Raw genomic sequence first — 26,412 nt, 5'->3', positions numbered from 1 at the left:
ATTATTCATTCGAGGGAGTTTCATCATGATCATTTCCAAATCCGCTTTCACCGTCGGCCGCGTCCTGCTGGCATCGCTGTTCGTCATTTCCGGCATCTTCAAGATCATCGGCTTTTCCGGCACGGTCGGTTACATGGGCAGCCTCGGCATTCCCGTTCCGACAGTGGCCGTGATCGTCACGATCCTGGTGGAAGTCGGCGCCGGCCTGCTGTTGCTGACAGGCAGCCGCTTTGCCCGTCCTGCCGCATTGCTGATCGCCATCTTCACCGTCGGCGCGACGCTGGCGGCACATCGCTTCTGGGCTGTCGACGCTGCCGCCATGCAAGGCCAGCTGACACAATTCCTGAAGAACGTGTCTCTCATCGGCGGTCTGCTGATCGTCTGGTCGGTGAAGCCTGCCGACGAATGAGCTGCCTGCCGCATCGTTGATAAAACTGCAACCGCAACAATCTGGTAACAAGGTGACGGCAGCGCATCCACTGCCGCACTTCCGTACCTCAGAGGAGAAACACCATGAGCACCACTTTTACCCGCCAGCTGGAACGGCTGGTCAACGGCATCCCGACCCAGGATGGCGCCGGTGTCAGCCTTACCCGTGTGCTGACCCATGATCTGCAACGCCGCCTGGATCCTTTCCTGATGCTGGACGCATTCCATTCGGACAAACCCGATGATTACCTGGCCGGTTTCCCCGACCATCCGCATCGCGGCTTTGAAACCGTCACCTACATGCTGCAAGGACGCATGCGCCACCGCGACAACGCCGGCAACGAAGGCCTGCTGGAACCGGGCGGCATGCAATGGATGACCGCCGGCCGCGGTCTCGTTCACTCGGAATTGCCGGAGCAGGAAGACGGCCTCATGAGCGGTTTCCAGCTGTGGGTCAACCTGGCCGGACGCGACAAGATGACCACGCCGGGCTACAGCGACATTCCGTCGGCGCAGATTCCCGAAGTGACGCCCCAGGATGGCGTGCAGGTGCGCGTGCTGGCCGGCCAGGCATTCGGCGTCAAGGGCGCGGTTGAACGTCCGACCACGGCGCCTCTGTATCTGGACCTGCACGTGCAAGCCGACAAACGGCTCGCCTTGCCGATTCCGGCGACGCATAATGCCTTCCTGTATGTGTACGAAGGCGAATTGCTGGTCGGACAAGACCAGCGCGTGGCCGCAGCGGGGCGCATGGCGATCCTGAGCAATACCGCCGGTGCTGAAGGAGTAGAAATCCAGGCAAGCAAGGAGAGCCGCTTCCTGTTGATCGCCGGCCAGCCGCTCAATGAGCCGATCGCGCAATGGGGACCGTTCGTCATGAACACCCGTGAAGAAGTCGAGCAGGCCATCGACGACTTCCGCGCAGGCAAGTTTTGAACCATAACTCTTTGATAAGGAACGCCCCATGAGCAGCATTCGTCATCTGATCCACGGCCTGGTGCGCGACATCGGTTTCCCGGTGCGGCGCCTGTTGCCGGCGGCGGCGGCCCGCACGGTCGGTCCGTTCGTGTTCTTCGATCACATGGGGCCGGTCGAATTCGACAGCGGCACCACCGAAGGCGACGTGCGTCCGCATCCGCATATCGGCCTGGCGACGGTGACGTATCTGTTTTCCGGCGCCATGATGCATCGCGACAGCCTCGGCGTGGTGCAGCGGATCACGCCGGGCGCGGTCAACTGGATGGCGGCGGGGCGCGGCATCGTGCATTCCGAACGCGTCCCGGACGACATCCGCAACGACAAGGTGCCGGTGCACGGCCTGCAAATGTGGGTGGCCTTGCCGAAGGACCAGGAGCAGGGCGACGCCAGCTTCCATCATTATGCGAAAGACGACATGCCGCGCATCGAGGTGGGCGCCGCCAGTCTGCATCTGCTGGCCGGCAAGGCTTACGGCCATGAGTCGCCGGTGAAGACCTCCAGCCCCACGCTGTATGTGTGCGGTCGCATCAAGGCCGGCGGCACGCTGAGTCTGCCGGCCGATTACAGCGAACGCGCGGTGTATGTCGTCACGGGTGCAGCGACGCTTGACGGCGAAACGCTGGAAGCCGGCGTGCTGGCGATCCTGGAGCCGGGCATCGACGTGCTGCTGACGGCGCAGGACGATACCTTGTTCATGGTGCTGGGCGGCGAGCCGATCGACGGTCCGCGCTTCGTCTGGTGGAATTTCGTGGCCAGCAGCAAGGAATTGATCGATAGCGCCAAGCTGGCATGGCGGGCGCAGGACCGTGACGTGTTCGGCGCGATCCCGGGCGAGGTGGAATGGATTCCATTGCCGGAGAAGTAAGCATTTTTGCTGGCAACGAACCGGATGCCGGAAACAAAGAACGCCCTGATTGCCAGGGCGTTTTTCATTGTGCGGAAGCGTTCAGGTTTCCTTGCCGCGGATGATCCACACCGGCAACGGACATTGATGCATGACCTTCTCGGCCACGCTGCCCAGCACCAGTTTGCGGAAACCGGTGCGGCCGTGCGAACCGATCACGACCAATTCCGCCTTGCTGTCCTTGGCCGCCTTGAGGATGGCGCCGGGAATGTCGCCCAGCGCAACCGGTTCTTCGACCAGGCGGATTTCGCTGCGCAGGCCGGCCGAGGCGATACGCGACCTGGCTTGTTCGAGGATGGTCTGGCCGGCGTCGACCACACTATCGTGCACACCGGCCGCAGCGCTGAGGCCGGCGTCGTAGAGCAGATGGCTATTGTCGACCACGTGCAGGACTTCGATGGTGCTGCCGAGCGCTTTAGCCAGTTTGATGGCTTCGTCCAGGGCCTGATTGGCAGTATGGCTGCCGTCGACAGGAACGAGGATCTTTGCGTACATGCGTGTGTCCTCAGGTTCAGATCATGCCGAGAATGCGGCCGAGTTCGGCGACGTAGGGGCTGTCCTTGAGGATCGCGCCTTCCACGGAATCCATCAGGTCCTGCGCCGAATTGCGGGTCTTGCCGATGTGTTCGCGCAGGACCGCGGCTTCGATCCCGGGGCTGTCGAGATGGCTCTTGAGCAAGGCGAAATCCTTGCGCAGCAATGCGGCTTGCGGCGAGTCGGCAGGAATGTCCTGCAGCGCCTGTTCCAGTTCGGCCAGGATATGCTTGAGTCGCACGTGATTGGCATCGTCTTGACGCAGAATGGGATCTGACATGTCGGCTCCGGGCTGTGGTTGAGGGAGATCAATCGGGATTAATCGGGATTAATCGAAACTTCACGTAAAACTTGCAATGTCGGCAAGTCGCGCGTTGTTGAATATTCAACGGCCCATGATAAGAGATGTGGAGAGTTTGTGCTGGCGAGAGTTCCGGTCTCCACATTTGTTACACTGCGGCAGGCCATTACCTCATCAACTCCAGCATCGGTTGCAGTCCCATCTCCAGCTCTGGTATCAACTCAAGAAAGCATCACCATGAACGATTCCCCTGATTTCCCTCTTATAAGCTGGACCGAAGCAGAGGAAAATCGTTCCGCCCGCTGGCGCTCCGAAGCCGGCAATCCGCCGCCCAAGCGCGTCATCGTCGCCGACGATCGCATCCCTGCCGATGTTGCCTACAAACTGGTCTGCGAAGGCACCGGCCTGCTCTGGCGCGGCGACTTCCAGAACGCACGGCAATTGCTGCAGGCGCTGGCTCGTCGTATCGACAAGCAGTCCGAGCGCAAGTCGATCAAGACCGCCGACAAGAAAGACAAGGCGGACAAGAAAGAAGCAGGAAAAAAAGCTACGCCCGCGCCCACCATCACCCAGACATTCCACCAGCATCGCCAGGCGCAGGCGCAACGCGCGCGCATCCTCGGCATGCTGCTGGTGCCGCTGGAAGCCGACTACGCCATCCCGCTGCGCCGCGCGCCCGACGTCAGCCAGGCTTGTGAAGAAGTATATGGCGCAGGCAAGGAAGCCAGCGTGGCGACCCTGCGCGAAGTGCTCGGCCTGATCGGCGCACACGAGTGGCGCAAGAAGGGCGTGCCGATCCCGGCGCTGGACGGCAGTATCCATCCGTATTACGGCGTGTTCTCCCCGGTGCGCGGCGAATACATCGACCTGATCGGACGCGCCAACTTGCCGTCCGTGCAACTGGCGTTCGACATCGGCACCGGCACCGGCGTGCTGGCGGCGCTGCTGGCAAAGCGCGGCGTCAAGCACGTCGTCGCCACCGACCAGAGCGCGCGCGCGCTGGAATGTGCGGCGGAGAACCTGAAACGCCTCGGCGTCGACAAGCAGGTCGAACTGGTCGCCGCCGATCTGTTCCCGCCCGGCCAGGCGCCGTTGATTGTCTGCAATCCGCCGTGGGTCCCGGCCAAGCCGAGCTCGCCGATCGAGCACGCGATCTACGATCCGGACAGCCGCATGCTGCGCGGCTTCCTCGACGGACTGGCGGCGCATCTGACGCCGAACGGCGAGGGCTGGCTGATCCTGTCCGATTTCGCCGAACATCTCGGCTTGCGTTCGCGCGCTGAATTGCAGGCGATGTTCGACAAGGCGGGACTGCGCGTGGCATTGAAGCAAGACATCAAGCCGCGCCATCCGCGTTCCAGCGATGCCGAAGATCCACTGCATGCCGCGCGCGTGAAGGAAGTGACATCGTTGTGGGTGTTGAAGGCTAAATAGTTAAAATAATCAATATAAACAATTGATTGTCATCGATAACTAATGTGTTTTCTGAGGTTGTCGATGGCTGATTTTATTGTCCGAAAGGCATGTCAATGAAAGCAATTTCACTCATCATCGCTTTGACCTTGGGGACAGCGAGCCTGGCGTCGGCACAGCCGCAACCGCGCCTGCCGTATCCGCTCGGCTACGAACGCGCGGAGCCGGACAAGCCGGTCGTCACCACCAGCGCCAACACCTGCAAGTGCGAAGTGGCCGACACCAGCGGCAGCGCCTGCATGATTTACATGCGCACCAACGCCGGTGAATGGCTGGCGCAGAATGCGCCGCAGACGCGCATGCGTTCATCCAACGACGGTCGTTACTACGACACGCCGTTCGCGCTTGCGGCCAGCGCCTGCGCCGGCCGCAAGGTCAATGCGGCGACCGTGAAGGTGCATTGGCTGGACCGGAAGAACGCCATCCTGGAGTGGAAGTGATTTGTGAAGAATCAGGCGCAGGTCATTGTTTACGCTTGATTTAGTTCTGCATTTAATCCTGCCTGCAAGAACAGCCAGTCGCGAAAGCGCATGATCTTCTTGCTGTTCTTTTCGCCCTCGCGATAACTCAGGAAATGGGTTTCGCGCAGGACCGATTTCAGTTCTCCCCCATCGAGTCGCACCAGTTCGCCGTTGGCGATTTCCTGTTCCGCCAGGCGGGTGCTCTCCAATGCAATCCCGACACTGTTGACGGCGGCTGCCAGCGCCAGCGAGGCACGGTCGAATGACGGCATCGGCCGTCCGGGCGGCAGTTTCATGCCGTTCAGCGCAAACCAGTCGCTCCAGCGCACCGGATTGAGCGTGGACTGGATCAATGTCATGTCGGCAATATCGGCCAGCGTCAAGGCGTCGGGTTTGTCCCTGAGCAGCGCGGGCGAACACAGCGGCACGATGGTTTCCGAGCCGATCGCTTCGCTGACGATGCCGGCCCGCTGCGGCGCGCCGCCGTAGGCGATGGCCAGGTCGAGTTCTTCGTGGCGCAGCAGGTCGACCGGCTCGGCGCCGGAGGACATGCTGATGTTGATGTCGGGATATTGCTGCATGAAGCGCGGCAGCCGCGGGCCCAGCCATTTGGTTGCAAAGCTGGGCGAGCAATGCACCGCCAGCGCATCGCTGCGGCGCGCCGGGCCGAGTTCCTCGCAGGCCGCTTCCATGAGGTCGAAAGCCACCGACAACTGGTCGAGCAGGCGCCGTCCTTCCATCGTCAATTCGACGCGACGGAACGAGCGGGTGAACATGGGTTTGCCGAAATAGTTTTCCAGCCCGCGCACCTGATGACTGATGGCCGACGGCGACAGGTGCAGCTCTTCGCTGGCCAACGCAAAACTCTGCAGGCGGGCGGCGGCTTCAAAGGCGCGCAGGGAAAAGAAACTCGGCAGTTTTCGCATTGCGGCCCTGGTGACGGTTCATTAGGTGAATCAGATTCATCATATTGTGAATACTCGTCATTTGTCAAAACGCCGGGCTTCTTGGGATGATCAGCGCATCGAAAAGATATTAAAACGGAGACCAGCCATGATCGAAGTCGCAGACCGTGCCACATCCCCTACGCCAACCACATCCAATTTCAGCGCCCTCGACGCCGACGACAAGCGCGTGTCGGTGTACCAGCCCCAGCAGCAGGGGCTGAAATTTCCCGCCGTGCCGGTATTCGCCACTCACGCTGAAGAGCGCCAGCATCGCAAGGAACGCCTGGTCGCCGCCTGCCGCGCCTTCGCCCTGCATGGCCTCGACTATGGCTTCGCCGGCCACCTGACGGTGCGCGATCCGGAGTTCCCGGACCTGTACTGGACCAATCCGATGGCGGTGCATTTCTCCCAGGTCAAGCTGTCCAACCTGATCCTCGCCAATCACAAGGGGGAGGTGGTGCAGGGCATGTATGCGCTCAACCGCGCCGGCTTCGTGCTGCACGCCGCAGTCCACGAGATGCACCAGGACATCGTCGCCATGTGCCACGCCCATACCGTCTACGGCACCGCCTGGGCGGCGCTGGGACGGCCGCTCGACCCGATCACGCAGGATGCCGCGGTGTTCTTTGAAGACCACGTCGTCATCACCGCCGAAGCCGGCGCAGTCGCGGTCAAGGCCGAGGCCGGCAAGTCGGTCGCGGCCGCCTTCGGCAAGAACAAGGCGGCGATCCATCAGAACCACGGCCTGTTCACCGCCAGCCGCCACAGCATCGAAGACGCGGCATTCTGGTTCATCGCGCTGGAACGCTGCTGCCAGGTCCAGCTCATGGTCGAAGCCACCGGCATCAAGCCGACCATGGTGTCGCCGGAGCGCGCCCGCTACAGCCGCGAAAACGTCGGCAACTCCTTCATCGGCTGGCTGCACTTCCAGCCGATTTATGACCAGCTGGTGCAGACCAGCCCGGACATGTTTGACTGATTTGTCCTCCTTCGCACTGAGGGAGATTTGCAAGCCGGCCATTTTCATGGCCGGCGTTTGCCGTTGTTGTCGTTGCTATCGTTGCTGTCGTTGCTGCAGCCCCTTTCATTGAAGGAGACCGCCACTCACCACACCCTCACTGCCGTGCATTGACGTCAATACATATAACCGCGCACACGCGGATCCATCCGTTCTAACAAGGAGCAGGAGACATGATGAAGTTAAGCAGACGCGAATTTCTGATCGCAGGCGCCGCATCGGCTGCCGCCGCCTCGACCGTGGGAGGTTCGGCGTTCGCCGCGCCCACGGCACCCGGCGGCATCGATTACCCGATAGAAAAAGGCGCGACCCTGCGCGTCTTGCGCTGGAAGCGCTTCGTCCAGGGCGACGAGGATTTGTGGAACGAGAACGTCAAGAAATTCACCGAGCTGACCGGCGTCCCGGTGCGCACCGACAGCGAAGGGTTTGAGGATGTACGCCCCAAGGCGGCGGTGGCGGCCAATGTCGGCAGCGGTCCCGACATCGTGCTGGGCTGGTTCGACGACCCGCATCAGTATCCGACCAAGCTGCTCGACGTCACCGACCTGGCCAACTCGCTCGGCAGCCGTTACGGCGGCTGGTACGACGTGTTCCAGAAATACGGCAAGAGCAACGGCAAGTGGATCGCGATCCCGCTGGGCGTGATCGGCATCTGCCTGGCGTACCGCGACAGCCAGCTCAAGGCCGCCGGTTTTGAAGCGGTGCCGAAGGACTTGCCCGGCTTCCTCAAGATGGCGCAGGCGCTCAAGGCCAAAAACACGCCGATCGGCTTCGCCCACGGCAAGGCGGTCGGCGACGCCAACAACTATGCGCACTGGCTGTTGTGGGCGCACGGCGGCAAGCTGGTCGACGAACGCGGCAACGTCGTCATCAACTCGCCCGAGACCCGCGCCGCGCTCGAATACGGCAAGCAACTGTACGCAACCATGGTGCAGGGCACGCTGTCCTGGCAGGACCCGTCCAACAACAAGGCCTATCTCGACGGCCAAGTCAGCCTGACCAACAACGGCATCTCGATCTATTACGCGGCCAAGAATTCGACCGATCCGAAGCTGCTTGAACTGGCGAAAGACACCCAGCACGCGCACTATCCGATCGGCGTCTCGGGCAAACCGACCGAGCTGATGCAGTTGACCCAGATGATGGCGTTCAAGCACACCAAGTATCCCAATGCGGCCAAGGCGTTCCTGCAATTCATGATGGAGCCGGACCAGTTCAATCCGTGGATGAAGGCGGCCATCGGCTACGTCAGCCAGCCGCTCAAGGCCTATGAAAAGAATCCGGTCTGGACGGCGGATCCCAAGGCCACGCCTTACCGCGACGCCGCCTCGCTGATGCTGGACCATGGTCACGCCGGTCCGCTCGGGCAGGCATCGGCGGCCTGTCTGGCCGATTACGTGCTGGTCGACATGGTGGCGGAAGCCGCGAGCGGATCGAAGACCGTGCAGCAAGCCATCGACCGGGCGGCCGAGCGCGCCAAGCGCTTCTACAAGACCTGATCCGGTAGCAGGCAGGCGTGACCGTTCCGGCAAGCGCAGGAACGGTCACGCTGGTCAAGCCGGCTTGTCCATCTCATTCTCGATCCACGCGGTCGCCGAAGCATGCCGTGGCCGCCAGCCCAGCTCCTTGCGCGCGCGCACGGCATGCACCCGGCTGTTGGAGCCGAGCGAATAGCGGGCGCGGGCGAGGCCCCAGATGGCGATGGCCTGTTCTTCGTCGAGGTTTTCGATGGCGGCGATGCCGAGGCGTTTGCCGAGCGCGGCGCCGATGTCGGCGAACGACGACTCGCCGTTTTCCGCGAAATAGAAGGCGCCGGCGGGCGCCTGTTCCAATGCCAGCAGATACAGCGCGCAAGCATCTTCGATGTGGACGGTCGACCAGCGATTGAGGCCGCGTCCGACGATGCGCACCACGCCGCTGGCCAGCGCCTTGTCCGCCAATGCCGGAATCTGCACGCTGTGCGGCTGCAGGCCGAGACCCTTGCCGTAGATCAGCGTATTGCAGATCACCACGCCACGGATGCCTTCGGCCGACAGGATGCGCCGGTCGAGTTCATGGCGGGCGCGCTTGCCTTCATCGACCACCAGCGGTGTTTCTTCGTCGAAGATGGTCGGGTTCAGCGCGTTGCCGGCGACGGCGTCGCCGATCACGCTGGAGCCGCTGGTATGCAGCAAGGGTTTGCCGCTGCCGGCGAGGCCTTCAAGCAAGGCCTCGATGGCGTCGCGATGATCGCTGCTGGCGCAATTGATGACGGCGTCGGCGGCGCGCGCCTCGCGAATCAGTACGTCGCGATCGTCGAGATCGCCCTGAACCGCTTCGACGCCCAGTTGAGCCAGCGCGTCGGCCTTGCGCATGTCGCGCACCAGCCCGCGCACGCTGTGCCCGGCCTTGATCAGGTGGACTGCAATGGAGCCGCCGACGTAGCCGGTCGCGCCGGTGATAAAGACTTTCATGTGGTTTCCCCGGTATCCGATGCGGAACTGTAACGTGTTTTGCAGGCGGATGCCGGGGCGGGTGGGGCGATGTCAGTCGTCGTCGTTGTCGTCGTTGTCGTCGTCCGAACCGAATTGGCGGCGCAACACCAGTTGCTGGCGTTCACGGGTTTGCTTGTTGCGTTCGAAATTGGCGGCGTTCACGAGGGCTTGCTCGCGGGCGTGCTCGTAGACCAGTCGCTCCAACGGAGTTCGTTCGCATCCGCTCAATCCGCATAAGCAGAGCAGCACCAGCAGCAGGCCAAATAGTGATCGCATTTTCCATCCGTCGGCATGAATATCGGTCAGGTATGCCGGCGTTGTCATGCATGCGGATCGATCGCCCGGGTAGGACGAAGACGCGCAGCGGATCGGGTGGATCGCCTGGGCCGGCGTCGCGCGCGGCGATGAGGCGGGACGGCGCGGACTGCGATGATGGTAGTACCGGCGCGCCGGAAAATATGTCGGGAGACTCGTACAAATGCGATGCATTTTCCTGATGCCTGGCGGCAATTCAGACGGGCAGTTATTCGAGCGAAATCAGGCCGTGATGGATGGAGAATTTGACCAGGCTGGGGAGGTCGCTGACGCCGATTTTTTGCATCAGCCGGCTGCGGTAGGTTTCGATCGATTTGGGCGAGAGCGACAGCATGGCCGCCACCTGCGCGCTGGAATGACCTTCCGCCACCAGTTGCAGCACTTCGCGTTCGCGTGTGCTCAGGGCGTCCAGCGGTCCGGCTGCGCGGCTTTCGAGCAGGTAGTCGTCGACCACGGCATCGGAGATCTTCTGGCTCAGGTAGCGTTGCCCGCTCTGCACGATGCGGATGGCATTGACCAGTTCCGAGCCGGCCGAATTTTTCAGCAGGTAACCCCGCGCGCCGGCCTGCAGCGCGCGGAAAATGTGTTCCTTGGTGGCGTACATGGACAGCATGATGGTTTTGACGGCAGGCGCCACGTCGCGCAGCAGCAGCGCCGCCTCGATGCCGTTCAGGTTCGGCATGGCGATATCCATGATGACGACGTCGGGCTGCAACTGCTCGATTTCCTTGACGGCCTGGCGGCCGTCGCTGCCGGAACCGACCACGGTGATGTCGCTGTGCACTTGCAGCATCACGGCCAGCCCGTCGCGCACGATGGTGTGGTCGTCGGCAATGTAGATGCGGATAGGCGCCGTCACAGTTCCACCGCCACTTCGATGCAGGTGCCCTTGCCGGGCTCGGAGATGATCTTCAGGTGGCCGCCCAGGGCCTGCGCGCGTTCGCGCATGGAGACCAGGCCCCAGGTCGGTTTCAGCTTGTGGTCGCGTTGCTTGTTGAGGACGAAGCCGACGCCGTCGTCCATGATCGTCAGCGTGACCGAGGTCGGCAGGATGTTGAGCATCACCTCGACGTTGGTGGCGCGCGCGTGTTTGGCGATATTGGTGATGGCGCCCTGTGCGATGCGGAACAGCGAAATCTCCAGCTCCGGCTCCAGCCGGTCGTCGATGCCGTAGACATCCACCGTGAAGCGGAAGCCGGAACGTTCCGCAAACAGTTCGCACTGCCAGCGCAGCGCAGCTTCCAGGCCGTAGTCGTCCAGCACCGGCGGCCGCAGCTCGGCCATCAGCCGGCGCACGGCGTCGGTGGTGTCGTCCAGCAGCACGATGGAATCCTTCAGGCGCGCCGCCATGCCGGCAGAAGGGTGGTCATTCGTACCGGAGATTTCCCCGCTCATGATGGTCATGTTGATGCTCAATGCCGCCAGGGCCGAGCCGATGGTGTCGTGCAGCTCCTGCGCAAAGCGCCGCCGCTCGGCTTCTTCCACCCGCGCCAGCTCGCGCGAGACGTCGCGCAGTTCGCGCGTCAGCGCCAGCAGGTTTTCTTCCGACTGCTTGCGTTCGGTAATGTCGACGTGCGACCCCTGCAGCAGGATCGCTTTGTCGTTTTCGTCGAGCATGGCCATGGAGCGCGACAGCATCCAGCGGAAGGTGCCGTCGCGATGGCGCATGCGGTATTCGATTTGCAGCGACTCCTGCGGCGAGGCCAGATAAGCGCGCGTCAGCGTGACGGCGCGCTCGACATCGTCGGGGTGCAGCCGCGCGGTCCATTCTTCCATGCCGTCGTCGATTTCGTGATCGGCGTAACCGATCTGTCTCTTCCATTCGGGAGAGAAATAGAACTGGTCGGTGCGCAGATTCCAGTTCCATAGCCCGGTGTTGGACGCGCTGACGGCGAGCTTGAGTTGGCCCAGTGTGAACTCCAGTTGGGCGGTACGCTTGAAAATGCCTTTTTCGAGTTCATGGTGGCGCTTTTCCAGCGCTTCTTCCGCTTCCTTGCGTTCGGTGATTTCACGCAGGAAGGTGACTACGCCGATACAGTCGGCGCCGCGATTGACCACGATGGGACTGGCGCTGACTTCCAGCCAGCAGAATCGTCCGTCCAGTCTGGTCATGCCCATCATGATGTTGCTGGCGGCCTGGCGCGTTGTCTGCGCGACAACCATCGGGTAATCCTGATGCGCGAACGAGGTGCCGTCGCTGCGCATGGCCTTGCGGCTGTGGAGCACTGCGGTAACGTCATGCATTTCTTCTTTGCTGCACTCAAGGATGCTTTCAGCAACGCCGTTGCAATCGAACACCGAGCCGTCCGCGTGCTGCATGACGATGCCGTCCGTAAACGCATCCACCAGCGCCCGGTAAAGGTCGTTCTTTTTAAGGCAATCGTCATCTGCCGGTGTGCAACTCAGACTGTTCATGTCGCGTGTCAGGATCGTTTTTGTTTTTGTGGTGCGGTAGTTTCAAGGCAGGATCTGCGGTCTCGGCGCGACCCCCGTTTTGCTTTTATTTTTCTTGTGCGTCAGCATACCGCAGAGCCGGGCGCTTTCGTACTGTTTGAGAAAATAGCCTCATGTCATTCCGATAACGAACGCAGATCGTCGACCGGCTGCGTGGTGCGCGCACCGATGCCCATGTTTTCGGAAATGCTGTCGCCCCATTCGAACGCCTCTTTCTGCACGCTGTAAAACTCGTCGGCGGAAAGCTGGAACTCGGTTAACAGCACGTTGCGCCGCGCGGCGCTCAGCGACTCCGGTTTTTCGCTGGCCTCCGCCAGTTGCAGCAGGCCGCCATAGAATCCCGAACGCGACAACAGCGCCTCGCGCACTTCGATCGACACGCCGATCTGGGCCAGGATGTCGGCGATGTCCTGGTTCAGCAAGGCATCTGTCAGCGACAGCACGCCGACCATGAACGCCGTATCCGAGCGGCTGGAGCGGCGCGGCTGGGCTTTTTGCGCCAGCAGTTCGCACAGCTTGCCGCGCGTGGCCGCCAGGATCATCAGCGGCGAGGACGCATTGCGGCCGTTGTCCGGATTGGCGTACAGCAGGATCTGCAACCAGCGCTTCAGCTGGCGATCGCCCAGCACCAGCAAGGCCTGGCCGAGCGAGGCGATGTGCCGGCGGAAACCGTACATCGGCGTGTTCACCAGGCGCAGCAGCATCAGGCTCAGTGCAATGTCCTTCTTGATGAAGCGCACGATCTCGTAGTTGTTGGCGCCCTTGATGACCAACGCCAGTATCTGCATGATCAGGATGCTGGAGGCGTTCAGTTTTTTACCGCGCAACACGTCGGGTCGGGCGAAATAATACCCCTGGTAGTAATCGAATCCGCACTCGCTGCAGAGCCTGAATTTCTCGACGGTTTCCACTTTCTCGGCGAGCAGCTTCTTGCCTTTTTGCCGCAGGCTGCGACTGAGTGCGGCGAGTTCATCGTCCGGAATGTTCAATACATCCACCTTGACGATGCCGGCCACGCGCATGAGCAGATCGGTGCGGTCCGATTCCTGCACCAGGTCGTCGATGGCAAACATGTACCCGGCCTCGGACAGCGCCTCGATGCGCTGCATCAGCGGCAGCGTCAGTTCGACGGTTTCGAGTATCTCCAGGATCACGTGCTCCTTGGGCAGCACGAAGATGGCGTCGCTCAGCAGGATGGCGGCATCCACGTTGATGAAGGCGACCAGCGAGCCGATCACGTTGTGCAGGCCGAGCTCGGCGGCGTGCTCGATGACGGCGGCGGTAGCGGCAGCGTCATCGGTGACGGTCGCGTAGTTGGCCGCGCTGTTGCGAAACAGCAGTTCGTAGCCGATCAACTCTTGCCGGATGTTCAACACCGGTTGGCGCGCCAGGAAAAAATCCTTCGCGCCCAGATATTGAACTTCCCTGGTCAATGCTGTTGCAGCCATATGCCCCGTCCTTCCTCATTCGCTTGTAGGTGTTGTTGGAGTGCGATATCAATGCATATTTGCATCTTCGGCAGTCGTGTCGTCCTGCAACGCGCTTCGGCAGACGGAATAGGTCGGCAAAGCAACCATCTTCCCCAGGCGATGGTGTCGCGGGGAACGGACTTGTGATCGGGCAACTATAGCAACGCTATTTTGCTTTGTATGTCGGGAAACCTTGATTGCATGCGTGCAATCGGGAGATGGCGGTTGTATCGGGAAGCGGGGAAGCAAGGCGCCATCTGAGCCGTGGGACTGGCGAAACCGGAAAGGGCGAGGTTTCTTGCCGGCAGCCGGATCAGGCAGGCTGCGCCGCCGATTTGCACGGCGCTATGGGGCAGCGTTCACGGCGCACTGCCGTCAAAGGTTCTCGTCACCGCAAGCTGCAGGCATTCCCTCGCTTCTCCAACGCAGCATGCCGCCCGCAAGATTTGCTACCTGATCGAATCCGGCTTTGTTCAGCAAAGCGCAGGCTTGGGCCGATCGTACCCCGGACCGGCAGACAGTGACCAGGGGCCGTTGCCGGTCAAGTTCCGTCAAGCTGTCGGTAAGCCGGGACAAAGGCAGCAGTTTGGCGCCGTGTATATGTCCCAAACTGTCGTTGAATTCCGACGCTTCGCGCACGTCGACAATTTGTACGGTACCGGCGTATTCCTGGAGCGTGATCGGCTCGATTTCCCAGATTCCGCTGAATCGCTGCGTCAGCGGCGCCCATGCGGGGATGCCGGCCGGCAGCCGGGCATCCTCCGGTTTTCCGCTGCGAAGATTGGCGGGAACGGCCTGCGCCATCAGTTTGGGATGAGGCAGGTTCAGGTTGTCCATGTAACCGACGAAGTCGTGCGCATCCGCTTCGCCGCCAAGGCGAGGATTGAAGCGACGTTCTTCGCCCACGCTGGTGACGGTGATGCCGCGGTAGTCATGCGCAGGGTAGAGCAGGCATTCATCCGGCAATGTCAGGATCTGTTCATGTACCGATCGAAACAATTGCCGGGGACTGCCTTGCTGGAAATCGGTACGGCCGCAACCGCGAATCAGCAAGCTGTCGCCGGTGAACGCCATGTGTTGACCGTCCAACACATAAGTCAGGCAACCGTTGGTATGGCCGGGTGTGGCGCGCACCTCCAGATAACGGTGTCCGAACCGGATACGATCGCCATGACTGAGCGGCAGATCACTGAACATCGCGCCGGCAACGGATGCCAATGCAATCCGGCTGTCGCAGCGCTCATGCAACCACCATGCGCCGGTCACGTGGTCGGCATGGACGTGCGTATCGAGCGTTGCGAGCAGCTTGAGGCCCAGTTCATCGAGCAAAGCCAGGTCACGCGGCGCCTGTTCGAATACCGGGTCAATCAGCAAGGCCTCATCCCGATCGCCCAGCAGGTAAGTGTAGGTACACGACGCAGGATCGAAGAGTTGTCGAAAAATCATTTGTCATCCATGGTCGGGAAATCAATCGCCGCGCTTGGCCACCAGCGCACCTTCGATCTGGTGCTTCGCCAGCGAGGCGGCGACAAAGCCTGATGCTTTCATGTCTTCCACGAAATCGGCAAGATAGCGCGCGGCGGCTTCACCGCGCGCTTTCGGCACGCCCATGGCCTGGCGGATCACCATGAAGCGCTGGTCGAGGATGCGCAATCCGCCGGCCTTGGCCGCATCGTGTTCAAGCTGCTGTTTGACGCCTGCAGCGACGCTCAGGTTCTGGTCGAGGAAGCCCTGCACGACAGCCGGCGAAGTCGGTATCCGCACGATCGTCGCGCTTTTCAGCTCGCGCGTGAGGAACAGGTCGTAGGCGCTGCCGTTGCCGACGGCGACAGTGATGCCGGGCTGATCAACCTGAGTGTTGGTTGTGATCGGCGAATCCGCGCGCACGGCGTAATAGCCTTCGATCAGCACGTAAGGACCGGTGAAACTGATCTCCTGCGCACGCTTGGGATCGACGGCGAAAAAACCGATGTCGGCCTTGTCCTGTTCGATGTTTTCCACCGAAGCGCCGGCCGACTTGACCGCCACCAGTTGCAGAGGCACGCCGAGACGCCGCGCCAGTTCAGCGGCCAGGTCCACCGAGACGCCGACCGGTTTGCCGGTGTTCGGGTCCACGCTGGCCAGCACCGGATTGCCGAGATTGATCGAGGCGCGCAGAGTGCCGCCGGGGGCAAAGAGGGCGGCGTTTTCTTGCTGGCTTTTTTGTTGCATGGCGGTGGCTCCTGATGTTTGCGCTCGTGCGCCTGGATTGAGAGCGAAGCTCAAGGGAATGAGCGCGGACAGCAGCAGATATTTCAGCCAAGCTGCCTGCGTCCGGGTGGTGATCGATGATGATATTTTCATATTGTTTTTCTTGCAGCCTGAGTTGCTTTGTATTCTATGTCGCGCCGTCCGACTGCACCGGAAAGCTCAGCACCACCATGAAACTGCCCGCGCCGCTGTAACCGAAACGCAATTGGCCGCCATGCGCGCGCATGACTTCTTCGACGATGGACAGTCCCAGGCTCGCACCCATGCGTTCGCCGCTGCGCGGAGAGAAGGGCTTGCGGATGCGTTCCCAGTCGGCTTCCGGAATGCCGGGGCCGTCGTCGATGACGCGTAGTTCGATTTGCGTCTCCTTGCGTTCCAGCTGCACGTGCAGGAAGCTGGCGGCGCCGTACTGGAGGGCATTGCCGAGCACGTTCTTGACCGCTTCGCGCAGGCTGATGGCGTCGCCCATGATCAGGCAGGGCTGCTCCGGCGCTTCCATGGCGAGGTCGAGCAGACGCTCCTGATGCGACAGCATGTCGGCCATTTCCTGGCGCACCAGCTGGGCCAGGTCGACGCTTTCCGGTGCGGCGGTATCGCTGCGGTGCTGCACCATGGCATGGTTGATCAATTGATTGACCAGCGCGCCGAGTTGGCGGGTGCGGGTGCGCAGGCGGTCCAGATGATGGCGCCTGCCTTCGTCGTCATGTTGCGCCGACAGCAATTCCATCTGCGAAATCAACGCCGTCACCGGGGTGCGCAACTGATGCGCGGCGTCGCCGATCACGCGGCGCATGGTGGCGCGATGGATGGCCAGCCGCTGCATGAAGGCGTTGATCGAACTGACCAGCGCGTGCGTCTCGACCGGCACCGTGATCGACAACGGCGACAGGTCGTTGAGGTCGCGCTCGCGGATCGCCGCTTCGATTTTCTTGAGCGGCGACAGCGCCTGGTACAGCGTGAACATGGCGGCGACCAGCGTCAGCACTCCCATCGCCAGGATCACCAGCAGCGCGCGCGTGCCGACGCTCTTGGCGAAGGACATGCGTGCATTGTTGGTCTGCGCCAGCACGATCACGGCCCAGGGGTGAGCGCCTGCAACCGGCATGCGGCGGCCGATGACGGCCATGCGCACCGGCGTGTCGAGATAGGCGCCGTCTTGCAGCAGCGGACCTTCTTCCAGTTTGTTCCAGGGAATCTCTGGCTTGAAATCCGGATCGCCCGCGACCGTGCGGCCGTCGGGATCGATCACCACATAGAACACCTGGTCGCCGGCGGTCAGCATCGAAAACGCCGCCAGCGGCACGTCGACGTTGACCGCGCCGTTCTGGTACCAGGTGTTCTCGGCGATCTGCAAGGCGCTGCCGGACAGGATGCGGTCGTAGGCTTCGTTGGCCGCCAGCTGGGTGGAAATCCAGATGGCGATCAGCAGCACCGCCGAGCTGATGGCGAGCACGATGCCCACGCGCATCACCAGGCGCGTATAAAGCGAGCGGCCGGCGACGATCATGGTGGCGGGGCAGTTGTGACGACGGTGCCCGCCGGCAGCAGCACCAGCTGGTAGCCGAGTCCGCGCAGGGTGCGGATTTCAAAACCGGCGCCGGTCAGTTTCTTGCGCAGGCGGCCGACGTATTGCTCGACGGTGTTGGCATTGGGCGTGTCGTCGACGCTGAACAGCCGGTCGATCAGTTCGTCCTTGCCGAAGATGCGGCCCGGGCGCGCCGCGATGATTTCCAGCAGCGTGACTTCGCGCCGCGTCAGTTCCAGCGGCCGGCCGTCCAGCACCGCCGTGCGGCTCTTGCGGTCGATGGTCAGGTTGGCGCAGTTGAGCAGGTTGGTGGCCTCGCCGCCGCTGCGGCGCAGCAAGACGCGGATGCGCGCTTCCAGCTCGCGGAAGTCGAAAGGCTTGATCAGGTAATCGTCGGCGCCGAGATCCAGCGCGCGTACGCGTTCTTCGATTTCGGCGCAGGCGGTCAGCATCAGCACCGGCGTGGACAGGCCCTTTTCTCGCACGCGCGTGAGCAGCGAAAAACCGTCCTGCTGCGGCAGCATGACGTCGAGGATGATCAGGTCGTAGGGATCGGTGACCAGCCGGGCGGCGTCGTTGCCCTTGCTTTGCCAGTCCACCGTGTGGCCGATGCGCGACAGGTGGGCGACGATCGCTTCGGCGACGTCGGCCGTGTCTTCGACCAGGAGTATGCGCATGATGAATCCGTCTTGATGGAGCGAGCCAGGAGCAGGCCTCAGTGTATTTCGATATCGGCAAGATATCGGGAAAATATCGCACCCGATACTCGCATGTATGTCAGTTTCGTTACAGCTTGCGAGATTAGCATCCTTCACAGAACTTATAAAAGCCTACAGGAGATTCTGTGAAAAACGATCAAGCCGCTGCGCCGCAGTCTTCCGTCACGCCTGTCGATCCGTCCACGCCCTTGCTGGAAATCGACAACGTCACCCTGCAATACAAGACTTCCGACTCGCTCGTTACCGCAACGCAGCAAGTCAGCTTCAACGTCCATCCGTCCGACCGCTACATCCTGCTGGGCCCATCCGGCTGCGGCAAGTCGACCTTGCTCAAGGCCATCGGCGGCTACCTGCAACCGACCAGCGGCAAGATCCGCCTCAAGGGCCGGGAAGTCACCCAGCCCGGCCCGGACCGCATGATGGTGTTCCAGGAGTTCGACCAATTGTTGCCGTGGAAGACCGTACGCCAGAACGTCGAGTTCGCGCTGCATGCCAGCGGCCGCCTGCAAGGCAAGGAAGCGTCCGACCGCGCCGCGTATTACATCGAGAAAGTCGGTCTCGCCAAGTTCATCGACAGCTATCCGCACACGCTCTCGGGCGGCATGAAGCAGCGCGTCTCGATTGCGCGCGGCATGGCGATGGAACCGGACGTGCTGCTGATGGACGAACCGTTTGCCGCGCTCGATGCGCTCACGCGCCGCAAGATGCAGGACGAGTTGCTGCGCCTGTGGGACGACACCAATTTCACGGTGCTGTTCGTCACTCACTCGATCGAAGAAGCGATCCGCATCGGCACCCGCATCCTGCTGCTGTCGCCGCATCCGGGCCAGGTCCGGGCGGAACTCAACAGCATCCCGCCGGAAGAAATGGGCACCGCCAGCCAGGCGCAACTGGAGCAGCGCATCAACGACATGCTGTTTGCGCACTGATCCGTACTGATCCGCGCTGATTAATAAATACAAAGAAAGAGAGACACCGCCATGACCAAGAACAGCACACTCTTCGTGCGTCCGGAAATCATCGTCGAACCGAACCGCAACGCCGTCGCCGAAGTCCAGCGCCCATTGTCGGCCTTTGAAGCCATCTATCGCATCAGCTGGATCCGCAAGACCGCGATCCTGCTAGTGCTGGCGCTGGTCTGGGAAATCTACGGCCGCTGGCTCGACAACTCGCTGTTGTTCCCCAGCTTCAGCGAAACCCTGCACGCCTTCATGAGCGGCATCAGCAGCGGCGTGTTGCTGCAACGCGCGGCCGTCTCGCTGCAGACCTTGTTGATCGGCTACAGCCTCGGCATCCTGCTGGCCGGCCTGCTGACCACGCTGGCGATCAGCTCGCGCATCGGCAACGATTTCCTCGAAACGCTGACCTCCATGTTCAACCCGCTGCCGGCGATCGCCTTGCTGCCGCTGGCGCTGATCTGGTTTGGCCTCGGCACCGGCAGCATCATTTTCGTGCTGGTGCATTCGGTGCTGTGGGCGGTGGCCCTGAATACCCACGCCGGTTTCCGCTCGGTGTCCGCCACCATGCGCATGGTCGGGCAGAACTACGGCCTGCGGCGTTTTGCGCTGGTGCGCTACATCCTGATTCCGGCCGCTTTTCCCAGCATCCTGACCGGCCTCAAGATCGGCTGGGCATTTGCCTGGCGCACGCTGATCGCGGCCGAACTGGTGTTCGGCGTATCGTCGGGTACCGGCGGGCTGGGCTGGTACATTTTTGAAAACCGCAACCAGCTGGAAACCGCCAACGTGTTTTCGGGCCTGTTCTTCGTGATCATCATCGGCTTGTTTGTGGAAAACATGATCTTCGCCAAGATTGAAAAACGCACCATCCGCCGCTGGGGCATGCAACATTAATTCCAAAAAAACGATATAAATCGACACCTTCCAAGGAGACAGAATGAAACGCAGACATTTTTCCAAACTGATGACGGCCGCAACCCTGGGGCTGTCCATGCTGGCCGTAAGTATTCCGGCCCGCGCCGAAGCTCCGGTGGTGCGCCTGTCGCACGGCTACGGCTTGCTGTACCTGCCGCTGATGGTGATCCGCGACCAGGGCCTGATCGAGAAGCACGCCAAGGCGGCGGGCCTGGGCGACGTCAAGACCAACTGGGTGCTGCTCGACGGCGGCAACGTCATCAACGACGCCATGCTGGCCGGCAACCTGGACATCGCCGGCACGGGCGCGCCGGGCTTCATCACCTTGTGGTCGAAGGCGCGCGGCATCCCGCGTTCGGAAGTGACCGGCCTCGGTGCGCTGAGCACGTCGCCGCTGTGGCTCAATACCAATAACCCGAACGTCAAGTCGCTCAAGGACTTCACCTCCAAGGACAAGATCGCGATTCCCGGCATCAAGACCTCGCTGTCCGCGGTGCTGTTGCAAATGGCCGTGGCCAAGACCTTCGGCATCGAGAATTACGCCAAGCTCGATCCGCTGACCGTCAGCCTGAGCCATCCGGAAGCACTCGGTTCGCTGCTGTCCGGCAAGACCGAGATCACCGGCCATTTCACTTCACCGCCGTTCTCGTACCAGGAAGTCAAGGATCCGAAGATTCGCCGCGTGCTGAATTCGTCGGACGTCCTGGGCCACATCACCATCGACGTGGTGTTCGCGCTCAAGCAGTTCACCGAAAAAAATCCCAAGCTGACGCAAGCCTTCATGGAAGCGCAGGAAGAAGCCAACGCCTACATTGCGAAGAACCGCAAGGGCGCGGCCGAGACTTTCCTGCGCGTGTCGAAGATGAAGCTGACGCAGGATGAAGTCGAGAAGATGCTGGCCGATCCGGATACGCAATTCACGACCACGCCGGAAGACATCATGCAATACGTGGTGTTCATGGACAAGGCCGGCACCATTAAGACCAAACCGGCGGTGTGGTCGGATCTGTTCGTGCCGGCGTTCAAGACGCGCAAGGGAAGTTAAGCGGCAACCGGCAGGTTGGATTCAATGAAAACGGGGAGCGCACATTGTGCCTCCCCGTTTTTCATTGGCCCGAAGTTTTGCTTCAGCCGTAATACGGAAATTGCTGCGACCGATCCATGAACGCGTGATAGTGCACCACCACGCCGGCGTCGCGCAGGCTCAGCACGGCGTAGGCGGGCGGTTCCATCGAGGTCGTTGCCGGGCCGGTCAGCGTGAAGTCCAGCGCGTGCTGGTGGTTGGTGCCGGGCACGGTGGCAAACGGCGTGCCGTACCAGGTGCCGCCCGACGGCCGGTGCACGTGGCCGGAAAACATGTAGCGCACGTTGCCGTGCTTCTTCACCAGCGCGCGCAGGTCGGCTTCTTCGCGCAGGCGGATCCAGTCCATCGACGGCAGGTCGAGTTCGAATGGCGGATGGTGCGAGAACAGATACACCGCACGTTCGCCGGCTTCGGCCAGCGTGCGGTCCAGCCAGGCCAGCCGGTCGGCGCACAGACGGCCTTCGTGGGTGCCGGCTTCCTTGGTGTCGAGGAACACCAGGCGCGTATCGCCGGCGTCGTGCACACCCTGGATGAAGCCGTGCTCATCGACCGGAATGGCGGGGAAGACGCTGCGGAACACCGGACGCTCGTCATGATTGCCGAGCAGCAGGCGCACCGGCAGCTTCAGTTCCTTGATGCACCCGGCCAGGATGCGATACGAGGCTTCGTCGCCGTCGTGGGTGAGGTCGCCGGTGATGACGCACAGGTCGGCGTCAGGGTGGTGTTCATTGACATGGGCGATGCAGTGGCGGAAACGCGTGACTGAATCTTCGCCGAACAAGAGGTTCCCATCCGGCACCAGGTGGATGTCGGTGATTTGTATGACTTTCATCAGATGTGTTGTTGGTGTTGGGAGAAATTTAACGGATGCCTGCCCGCAGGAAGGCCTGGATGAACTGGCGCTGGAATACCAGGAAGCCGATCATCAGCGGCGCAATCGCGACCAGCGTGGCGGCGCTGATGATGGAGATGTTGACGCCGCTTTCGGGCGCGCCGAACAGCGACAGCCCGACCGTCAGCGGCCGCGTCGCCGGCGAGTTGGTCACGATCAGCGGCCACAGGAAATTGTTCCAGTGCGTCGCCACCGACACCAGCGCATAGGCCAGGTAGACCGGTTTCGCCGCCGGCACGTAGACGCGCCACAGCACGCCGAACCAGCCGCAACCTTCAATGCGTGCGGCTTCTTCCAGTTCGCGCGGAATCTGCATGAAAGCCTGGCGCAGCAGGAAGATGCCGAAGGCGCTGGCCATGTAAGGCACCGCCATGCCGAACGGCGTATCGAACAGGCCGAGGCGCGTGACCATCGCGTAATTCTCGACGATCAGGATTTCCGGCAGTACGAACAATTGCAGCAGCACCAGCACGAACACGACGTTCTTGCCGCTGAACTGGAAGCGCGCGAACGCGAAGCCGGCCAGCGTGCACAGCGTGAACTGGCCGGCCAGGATCAGACTGACCAGCACGAAGGTGTTGAGGAAGTAGCGCAGCCACGGCGCCGACTGCCAGGCATCGCGGAAATTCTGCAGCACCAGCGGCGCGCGCCAGTCGAACGCCAGCGCGGCGTGCGAGGTATGGAAGGCGGCCCACAGCGCGAACAACAGCGGCGCGATCCACAGCAGCGCCAGCAGCCAGGCCCCGAGAGTGTCGACGATGTTCCAGAAACGGTCATGTGAGACAGGCGCTGTAGCGGGAGCGGATGCCGCCGACGGGGAAATGGCGAGAGTGTTCATCGGTAATGGATGCGACGGTCAAAGAACATGAATTGCAGCGCGGCGATCAGGCCCAGCGCGGCGAGCACGAGCACGGTCATCACGGCGGCGCCGGCCTGGTCGAGGTAGGCGAAGGCCATTTCCCAGATCCAGTACAGGATCAGCTTGGAGGCGTTGTCCGGACCGCCCTTGGTCAGGATGAACAGGTGATCGATCAGGCGCACCGAATTGATCAGCGCATTGATCAGCACGAACAGCGTGGTCGGCATCAGCAGCGGCAGCACGATGCGGCGCGTATAAGCCCATCGGCCGGCGCCTTCGATGCGCGCGGCTTCGCGCAGGTCGGGCGGGATCGCCTGCAATGCGGCCAGGTAGAAAATCATGAAGAAGCCGGATTCCTTCCAGATCGTCACCGCCATGACCGACCATAGCGCGGTGCCGGGCTGGCCCAGCCAGTTGGTGGGGCCGATGCCGAATAGCGCGGTGACGTGGTCGAGCAGGCCGAGACCGGGCGTATAGAAGAACAGCCACAGGTTGGCCGCCGCAATCATCGGCAGCATGGTCGGCGTGAAGAAGGCGGTGCGCACCAGGCCGCGGCCGCCGATGCGGGCATTGGCCCACAGCGCCATGCCCAGCGCCAGGGCGATCGAAACGGGGACGGTCACACCCGCGTACAGCAGATTGTTGCCGGCGACTTGCCAGAAGGTCGGGTCGCTCAGCAGGTCGCGGTAATTCTCGATGCCGTTGAAGACGCTGGGACGGCGCGCAGTGCCGCGCGAATGGAAGCTGCTCCACAGCGTCGCCAGCATGGGATAGAAGGCGAACAAGGTCAGCAGGATCAGCGACGGCGTCAGCAGGCCCCAGCCGAACAGGTTATGCAGGCGGCGTTCGGAAGGATTGACCGGCGCCAGGTGTGTTGCTTGGTTCATCAGGATCGTGTCCGGTGATCGGGTCTTGTTGCTGCCGTCCCGGCGAAGGCTGGGGCGGCAGCGGTACAGTTTTTACAGAAGAACGCGGATTAACGGTAAGGCTTCAGCAAACGCTCGGCAGTTGCCTGTGCTTCATCCAGCGCCTGCTTCGAGGTCTTGGTGCCGGTCAGCGTTGCTTGGACGGCGTTCGACAGCGCTTCACGCACGCGGGCGGTCTGCTCGGTCGAGAACTCCGGAATCGCTACCGCCAGCTGATCGCGCGCCACCAGCGCCTGCGGGAAAGTCTTGGCGTAGTCGCGCAGGGCAGGCGTGTTGTACGAAGCAGGGCTGGTGCCGACGTAACCGGTCGCGATCGACCATTGCGCGGCACGTTCCGGTGCCGTCATCCAGCGTACGAAAGTGACCGAGGCCGCTTGTTGCGCCGGCGACGAGCCCTTGAACAGGTAGAAGTTGCCGCCGCCGACCGGTGAACCCGGCTGCTTGTTGGCCGGCAGCATGGCGACGCCGAAGTCGAACTTGGCTTCCTTCTTCACGGCAGTCAGGTTGCCGGTGGTGTGCCACATCATCGCGGTCTGGCCTTGCACGAAGGCCTGGCGCAGCGTGCCCCATTCAATCGCGCCGGCCGGGCTGACCTTGTGCGTGGCGGCCAGTGAACGCCAGAATTCCAGCGCTTCGACGGCGGCCGGGGTGTTGAAGTAGACCTGTGTGCCTTCCTTGTTCATCAGCGACACGCCGTTCTGGATCGCGAACGCCTGGAACATCCAGTACGGATAGCCGGTCGACGGAATCATCAGGCCGAACTTGTCCTTGCCGGTCAGCTTGGTGGCGGCGGCCAGCATTTCCTTCCAGGTCTTTGGCGGCGCATCCGGATTCAGGCCGGCGGCGCGGAACATGTCCTTGTTGTAGAACATCACGATGGTCGAGCGCTGGAACGGAATGCCCCAGACGTGACCGCCGATGGTGCCGTTGGCCATCAGGCCGGGATAGAAGCTTTGCAGCCAGGACTTGTCTTCGGCGCTGGTGGCGACCTTGTCGAAGGGCTCGATCAGGTTCTGGTCAATGAGATCGTAAGTGTCGAGCGCGCCCAGCACCGACAACTGTGCAGGCTGGCCGCCCTTGATGGCCGACAAGGCGCGCACGCGGGTCTCGTCGTAGTTGCCGGAGTAGACCGCCTTGACTTTGATGTCCGGATTGGACTTCTGGAAATCGTTGATCATGCCGTCGATCACGTCGGTCAGCGGACCGCCGACGGCAATCGGATAGTACATGGTCAGTTCAGTCGCGGCGCTGGCCATCGACGATGCTGTCAGTGCGCTGGCGAAAAGTGCCGCCAACGCTGTTTTTTTGATGAGTTTGCTCAGCATTGTTGTTCCTTTTGAGGTGGTCGTGTTGAAAGTGCAGGTGAAAGGCACGGATGAATCTTGAAGCGTGGAAAACGATCAGAGCGCCGCCGCCAATGCCGGGACGACATCCTCGGCTTCTGTGCTGTAACGGGCCAGCGGCTGCAGGCGACGGCCGTCGTCGGCGGCGAACACATGGGCATCGGCGGGATGCCAGCCGAGACCGACACGGTCGCCGAGCTTGAGCCGGCTCTTTTCCGGACTGCGCACGATGATGTCGTCGCCGCCCGGCAGGTCGAGGTAGATGTAGGATTCGGCGCCCTGGAATTCGACGCCGGTGACGGTGCCGAACAACTCGGTCGACGACGGCGCGACGATATGGAAATGCTCCGGACGCACGCCGATCAGGGTCTTCACGTCGTTGCCGATCGGCGCAATGCCGGCCCGCAATGCCGGCGGCAATTTCTCGGCCGCCATCAGCATCATCGGCGGGCTGCCAATGAAGCTTGCCGAGAACGCCGTGGCGGGCGTTTCATACAACTCCGCTGGCGTGCCGCTCTGCACGATGCCGCCGCCGTTCATCAGCACGATCTTGTCGGCCATGCCCATCGCCTCGGTCTGGTCGTGGGTGACGTACACCACGGTCATGCCGAGCCGCTGCTGCAGCGCGCGGATTTCATGGCGGACGGAATGGCGCAGCTTGGCGTCGAGATTGGACAAGGGCTCGTCCATCAGGCAGATCGAATGACCGGCGACGATGGCGCGCGCCAGCGCCACGCGCTGGCGCTGGCCGCCCGACAGCTGGGCCGGCTTGCGTTGTTCGAGTCCCTGCAGGTTGGTCAGCGCCAGGGCGTCCTGCAGACGCTGGCGGCGCTCGGCCGCATGCACGCCGCGCACCTGCATGCCGAAGCAGATGTTCTCGGCGATGTTCAGGTGCGGGAACAGCGCGTACGACTGGAACACCATCGACAATCCTCGCGCCGACGGCGCTGCACCGGTGACGTCCTTGCCGTCGATTTCGACGCGGCCGCTGTCCGGCGTTTCCAGCCCCGCCAGCAAACGCAGCAAGGTCGACTTGCCGCAGCCGGACGGGCCGAGCAGGGCGACCAATTGGCCGCGACCGAACTCCAGGTCGAGCGACTTGATGACCTGATGCGCACCCCAGGATTTGCTGATGCCGGTAAGGCGGATGGCGACGTCTGTGTTCATCTTGGTGTCCTGCATG

The 26,412-nt window shown here is 62.1% G+C and carries 28 protein-coding genes; 11 read left to right on the top strand and 17 right to left on the bottom strand.

Going from position 1 to position 26,412, the window contains the following annotated elements; genetic code table 11:
* Positions 1-25 precede the first annotated feature (25 nt).
* The 3 genes from DXT88_RS12935 to DXT88_RS12925 all read left to right on the top strand — a co-directional run bounded on the left by DXT88_RS12935 (position 26) and on the right by DXT88_RS12925 (position 2,272).
* Positions 26-409, top strand: a complete 384-nt coding sequence (locus DXT88_RS12935) for a DoxX family protein (protein WP_265213953.1) — start codon at positions 26-28, stop codon at positions 407-409.
* Between the two features lie 104 nt (positions 410-513).
* Complete coding sequence (locus tag DXT88_RS12930) at positions 514-1,365, top strand: pirin family protein (RefSeq protein WP_265213951.1); 852 nt, start codon at positions 514-516, stop codon at positions 1,363-1,365.
* Between the two features lie 28 nt (positions 1,366-1,393).
* On the top strand, positions 1,394-2,272 hold the full coding sequence (locus DXT88_RS12925) for a pirin family protein (RefSeq protein ID WP_265213949.1): 879 nt from the start codon (positions 1,394-1,396) through the stop codon (positions 2,270-2,272).
* Positions 2,273-2,353: 81 nt separating this feature from the next.
* Here the strand turns inward: DXT88_RS12925 and DXT88_RS12920 are convergent, their stop codons facing one another.
* A complete protein-coding gene (locus tag DXT88_RS12920) occupies positions 2,354-2,806 on the bottom strand; it encodes a universal stress protein (protein WP_265213947.1) in 453 nt (150 codons plus the stop codon).
* A gap of 16 nt (positions 2,807-2,822) precedes the next feature.
* Complete coding sequence (locus DXT88_RS12915) at positions 2,823-3,125, bottom strand: hypothetical protein (protein WP_016833627.1); 303 nt, start codon at positions 3,123-3,125, stop codon at positions 2,823-2,825.
* 258 nt (positions 3,126-3,383) lie between these two features.
* Here DXT88_RS12915 and DXT88_RS12910 point away from each other — a divergent pair, with 258 nt between their 5' ends.
* A complete protein-coding gene (locus DXT88_RS12910; protein ID WP_265213945.1) occupies positions 3,384-4,580 on the top strand; it encodes a class I SAM-dependent methyltransferase in 1,197 nt (398 codons plus the stop codon).
* Between the two features lie 95 nt (positions 4,581-4,675).
* A complete protein-coding gene (locus DXT88_RS12905) occupies positions 4,676-5,059 on the top strand; it encodes a hypothetical protein (protein ID WP_265213942.1) in 384 nt (127 codons plus the stop codon).
* Positions 5,060-5,088: 29 nt separating this feature from the next.
* Here the strand turns inward: DXT88_RS12905 and DXT88_RS12900 are convergent, their stop codons facing one another.
* Entirely contained in the window at positions 5,089-6,006 is a 918-nt protein-coding gene (locus DXT88_RS12900) for a LysR substrate-binding domain-containing protein (protein ID WP_265213940.1), read from the bottom strand.
* Between the two features lie 127 nt (positions 6,007-6,133).
* Here DXT88_RS12900 and DXT88_RS12895 point away from each other — a divergent pair, with 127 nt between their 5' ends.
* Both DXT88_RS12895 and DXT88_RS12890 read left to right on the top strand, forming a co-directional pair.
* On the top strand, positions 6,134-7,006 hold the full coding sequence (locus tag DXT88_RS12895; protein WP_265213938.1) for a class II aldolase/adducin family protein: 873 nt from the start codon (positions 6,134-6,136) through the stop codon (positions 7,004-7,006).
* Positions 7,007-7,218: 212 nt separating this feature from the next.
* The gene (locus tag DXT88_RS12890; RefSeq protein ID WP_265213937.1) at positions 7,219-8,544 is read left to right on the top strand and encodes an ABC transporter substrate-binding protein; all 1,326 of its coding nucleotides are present in this window, start codon (positions 7,219-7,221) and stop codon (positions 8,542-8,544) included.
* Between the two features lie 54 nt (positions 8,545-8,598).
* On the opposite strand, the gene DXT88_RS12885 is transcribed toward DXT88_RS12890, so the two are convergent.
* The 9 genes from DXT88_RS12885 to DXT88_RS12845 form a co-directional block, all read right to left on the bottom strand.
* Positions 8,599-9,498 carry an NAD-dependent epimerase/dehydratase family protein gene (locus DXT88_RS12885; protein ID WP_265213935.1) on the bottom strand — a complete coding sequence of 300 codons (900 nt, stop codon included), beginning with the start codon at positions 9,496-9,498 and terminating at the stop codon, positions 8,599-8,601.
* A gap of 72 nt (positions 9,499-9,570) precedes the next feature.
* On the bottom strand, positions 9,571-9,795 hold the full coding sequence (locus DXT88_RS12880; protein WP_265213933.1) for a hypothetical protein: 225 nt from the start codon (positions 9,793-9,795) through the stop codon (positions 9,571-9,573).
* Positions 9,796-10,042: 247 nt separating this feature from the next.
* On the bottom strand, positions 10,043-10,693 hold the full coding sequence (locus tag DXT88_RS12875) for a response regulator (protein WP_265213931.1): 651 nt from the start codon (positions 10,691-10,693) through the stop codon (positions 10,043-10,045).
* Entirely contained in the window at positions 10,690-12,249 is a 1,560-nt protein-coding gene (locus tag DXT88_RS12870; protein WP_265213929.1) for a PAS domain-containing sensor histidine kinase, read from the bottom strand. The genes DXT88_RS12875 and DXT88_RS12870 overlap by 4 nt, the downstream gene beginning before the upstream one ends.
* A gap of 155 nt (positions 12,250-12,404) precedes the next feature.
* Complete coding sequence (locus tag DXT88_RS12865; RefSeq protein WP_265213928.1) at positions 12,405-13,736, bottom strand: EAL and HDOD domain-containing protein; 1,332 nt, start codon at positions 13,734-13,736, stop codon at positions 12,405-12,407.
* 396 nt (positions 13,737-14,132) lie between these two features.
* Positions 14,133-15,203, bottom strand: coding sequence for an MBL fold metallo-hydrolase (locus DXT88_RS12860; RefSeq protein WP_265213927.1), 1,071 nt, complete (start codon positions 15,201-15,203; stop codon positions 14,133-14,135).
* Positions 15,204-15,224: 21 nt separating this feature from the next.
* A complete protein-coding gene (locus DXT88_RS12855) occupies positions 15,225-15,968 on the bottom strand; it encodes an ABC transporter substrate-binding protein (protein WP_265213926.1) in 744 nt (247 codons plus the stop codon).
* Between the two features lie 166 nt (positions 15,969-16,134).
* A complete protein-coding gene (locus DXT88_RS12850) occupies positions 16,135-17,514 on the bottom strand; it encodes a sensor histidine kinase (protein ID WP_265213925.1) in 1,380 nt (459 codons plus the stop codon).
* Positions 17,511-18,209 carry a response regulator transcription factor gene (locus DXT88_RS12845; RefSeq protein WP_265213924.1) on the bottom strand — a complete coding sequence of 233 codons (699 nt, stop codon included), beginning with the start codon at positions 18,207-18,209 and terminating at the stop codon, positions 17,511-17,513. Before DXT88_RS12845 ends, DXT88_RS12850 begins: the two co-directional genes overlap by 4 nt.
* Before the next feature lie 167 nt (positions 18,210-18,376).
* Between DXT88_RS12845 and DXT88_RS12840 the strand changes: the two genes are divergently transcribed.
* The 3 genes from DXT88_RS12840 to DXT88_RS12830 are packed head-to-tail and all read left to right on the top strand — an operon-like array spanning position 18,377 to position 21,170.
* A complete protein-coding gene (locus tag DXT88_RS12840; RefSeq protein WP_265213923.1) occupies positions 18,377-19,180 on the top strand; it encodes an ABC transporter ATP-binding protein in 804 nt (267 codons plus the stop codon).
* 51 nt (positions 19,181-19,231) lie between these two features.
* On the top strand, positions 19,232-20,104 hold the full coding sequence (locus DXT88_RS12835; RefSeq protein ID WP_016833642.1) for an ABC transporter permease: 873 nt from the start codon (positions 19,232-19,234) through the stop codon (positions 20,102-20,104).
* Between the two features lie 43 nt (positions 20,105-20,147).
* Positions 20,148-21,170, top strand: a complete 1,023-nt coding sequence (locus DXT88_RS12830; RefSeq protein WP_265213920.1) for an ABC transporter substrate-binding protein — start codon at positions 20,148-20,150, stop codon at positions 21,168-21,170.
* Positions 21,171-21,252: 82 nt separating this feature from the next.
* Here the strand turns inward: DXT88_RS12830 and DXT88_RS12825 are convergent, their stop codons facing one another.
* The 4 genes from DXT88_RS12825 to DXT88_RS12810 all read right to left on the bottom strand — a co-directional run bounded on the left by DXT88_RS12825 (position 21,253) and on the right by DXT88_RS12810 (position 25,115).
* Entirely contained in the window at positions 21,253-22,041 is a 789-nt protein-coding gene (locus tag DXT88_RS12825; protein ID WP_265213918.1) for a phosphodiesterase, read from the bottom strand.
* A 28-nt stretch (positions 22,042-22,069) separates the two neighbouring features.
* Positions 22,070-22,939, bottom strand: coding sequence for a carbohydrate ABC transporter permease (locus DXT88_RS12820; protein ID WP_265213917.1), 870 nt, complete (start codon positions 22,937-22,939; stop codon positions 22,070-22,072).
* Positions 22,936-23,847 carry a carbohydrate ABC transporter permease gene (locus DXT88_RS12815; RefSeq protein WP_265213915.1) on the bottom strand — a complete coding sequence of 304 codons (912 nt, stop codon included), beginning with the start codon at positions 23,845-23,847 and terminating at the stop codon, positions 22,936-22,938. Before DXT88_RS12815 ends, DXT88_RS12820 begins: the two co-directional genes overlap by 4 nt.
* A gap of 89 nt (positions 23,848-23,936) precedes the next feature.
* A complete protein-coding gene (locus tag DXT88_RS12810; protein WP_265213913.1) occupies positions 23,937-25,115 on the bottom strand; it encodes an ABC transporter substrate-binding protein in 1,179 nt (392 codons plus the stop codon).
* On the opposite strand from DXT88_RS12810, the gene DXT88_RS12805 reads away from it, so the two are divergent.
* Positions 25,114-25,272, top strand: a complete 159-nt coding sequence (locus DXT88_RS12805) for a hypothetical protein (RefSeq protein WP_265213911.1) — start codon at positions 25,114-25,116, stop codon at positions 25,270-25,272. The genes DXT88_RS12810 and DXT88_RS12805 overlap by 2 nt on opposite strands.
* 14 nt (positions 25,273-25,286) lie before the next feature.
* On the opposite strand, the gene DXT88_RS12800 is transcribed toward DXT88_RS12805, so the two are convergent.
* On the bottom strand, positions 25,287-26,396 hold the full coding sequence (locus tag DXT88_RS12800) for an ABC transporter ATP-binding protein (RefSeq protein WP_265213908.1): 1,110 nt from the start codon (positions 26,394-26,396) through the stop codon (positions 25,287-25,289).
* Positions 26,397-26,412: the final 16 nt, after the last annotated feature.

The organism is Herbaspirillum lusitanum (assembly GCF_026127345.1).
Taxonomy (GTDB): domain Bacteria; phylum Pseudomonadota; class Gammaproteobacteria; order Burkholderiales; family Burkholderiaceae_D; genus Herbaspirillum; species Herbaspirillum lusitanum.
The sequence above is the reverse complement of the archived record's forward strand: the minus strand, read 5'-3'. Positions and strand labels throughout refer to the sequence as shown.

Excerpts from the sequence above, each read along its gene's own strand:
- DXT88_RS12935 (WP_265213953.1), top strand. The coding sequence starts at position 26 with ATGATCATTTCCAAATCCGCTTTCACCGTCGGCCGCGTCCTGCTGGCA.
- DXT88_RS12930 (WP_265213951.1), top strand. The coding sequence starts at position 514 with ATGAGCACCACTTTTACCCGCCAGCTGGAACGGCTGGTCAACGGCATC.
- DXT88_RS12925 (WP_265213949.1), top strand. The coding sequence starts at position 1,394 with ATGAGCAGCATTCGTCATCTGATCCACGGCCTGGTGCGCGACATCGGT.
- DXT88_RS12920 (WP_265213947.1), bottom strand. The coding sequence starts at position 2,806 with ATGTACGCAAAGATCCTCGTTCCTGTCGACGGCAGCCATACTGCCAAT.
- DXT88_RS12915 (WP_016833627.1), bottom strand. The coding sequence starts at position 3,125 with ATGTCAGATCCCATTCTGCGTCAAGACGATGCCAATCACGTGCGACTC.
- DXT88_RS12910 (WP_265213945.1), top strand. The coding sequence starts at position 3,384 with ATGAACGATTCCCCTGATTTCCCTCTTATAAGCTGGACCGAAGCAGAG.
- DXT88_RS12905 (WP_265213942.1), top strand. The coding sequence starts at position 4,676 with ATGAAAGCAATTTCACTCATCATCGCTTTGACCTTGGGGACAGCGAGC.
- DXT88_RS12900 (WP_265213940.1), bottom strand. The coding sequence starts at position 6,006 with ATGCGAAAACTGCCGAGTTTCTTTTCCCTGCGCGCCTTTGAAGCCGCC.
- DXT88_RS12895 (WP_265213938.1), top strand. The coding sequence starts at position 6,134 with ATGATCGAAGTCGCAGACCGTGCCACATCCCCTACGCCAACCACATCC.
- DXT88_RS12890 (WP_265213937.1), top strand. The coding sequence starts at position 7,219 with ATGATGAAGTTAAGCAGACGCGAATTTCTGATCGCAGGCGCCGCATCG.
- DXT88_RS12885 (WP_265213935.1), bottom strand. The coding sequence starts at position 9,498 with ATGAAAGTCTTTATCACCGGCGCGACCGGCTACGTCGGCGGCTCCATT.
- DXT88_RS12880 (WP_265213933.1), bottom strand. The coding sequence starts at position 9,795 with ATGCGATCACTATTTGGCCTGCTGCTGGTGCTGCTCTGCTTATGCGGA.
- DXT88_RS12870 (WP_265213929.1), bottom strand. The coding sequence starts at position 12,249 with ATGAACAGTCTGAGTTGCACACCGGCAGATGACGATTGCCTTAAAAAG.
- DXT88_RS12865 (WP_265213928.1), bottom strand. The coding sequence starts at position 13,736 with ATGGCTGCAACAGCATTGACCAGGGAAGTTCAATATCTGGGCGCGAAG.
- DXT88_RS12860 (WP_265213927.1), bottom strand. The coding sequence starts at position 15,203 with ATGATTTTTCGACAACTCTTCGATCCTGCGTCGTGTACCTACACTTAC.
- DXT88_RS12855 (WP_265213926.1), bottom strand. The coding sequence starts at position 15,968 with ATGCAACAAAAAAGCCAGCAAGAAAACGCCGCCCTCTTTGCCCCCGGC.
- DXT88_RS12850 (WP_265213925.1), bottom strand. The coding sequence starts at position 17,514 with ATGATCGTCGCCGGCCGCTCGCTTTATACGCGCCTGGTGATGCGCGTG.
- DXT88_RS12845 (WP_265213924.1), bottom strand. The coding sequence starts at position 18,209 with ATGCGCATACTCCTGGTCGAAGACACGGCCGACGTCGCCGAAGCGATC.
- DXT88_RS12835 (WP_016833642.1), top strand. The coding sequence starts at position 19,232 with ATGACCAAGAACAGCACACTCTTCGTGCGTCCGGAAATCATCGTCGAA.
- DXT88_RS12830 (WP_265213920.1), top strand. The coding sequence starts at position 20,148 with ATGAAACGCAGACATTTTTCCAAACTGATGACGGCCGCAACCCTGGGG.
- DXT88_RS12825 (WP_265213918.1), bottom strand. The coding sequence starts at position 22,041 with ATGAAAGTCATACAAATCACCGACATCCACCTGGTGCCGGATGGGAAC.
- DXT88_RS12820 (WP_265213917.1), bottom strand. The coding sequence starts at position 22,939 with ATGAACACTCTCGCCATTTCCCCGTCGGCGGCATCCGCTCCCGCTACA.
- DXT88_RS12815 (WP_265213915.1), bottom strand. The coding sequence starts at position 23,847 with ATGAACCAAGCAACACACCTGGCGCCGGTCAATCCTTCCGAACGCCGC.
- DXT88_RS12805 (WP_265213911.1), top strand. The coding sequence starts at position 25,114 with ATGGTCAGTTCAGTCGCGGCGCTGGCCATCGACGATGCTGTCAGTGCG.
- DXT88_RS12810 (WP_265213913.1), bottom strand. The coding sequence starts at position 25,115 with ATGTACTATCCGATTGCCGTCGGCGGTCCGCTGACCGACGTGATCGAC.
- DXT88_RS12800 (WP_265213908.1), bottom strand. The coding sequence starts at position 26,396 with ATGAACACAGACGTCGCCATCCGCCTTACCGGCATCAGCAAATCCTGG.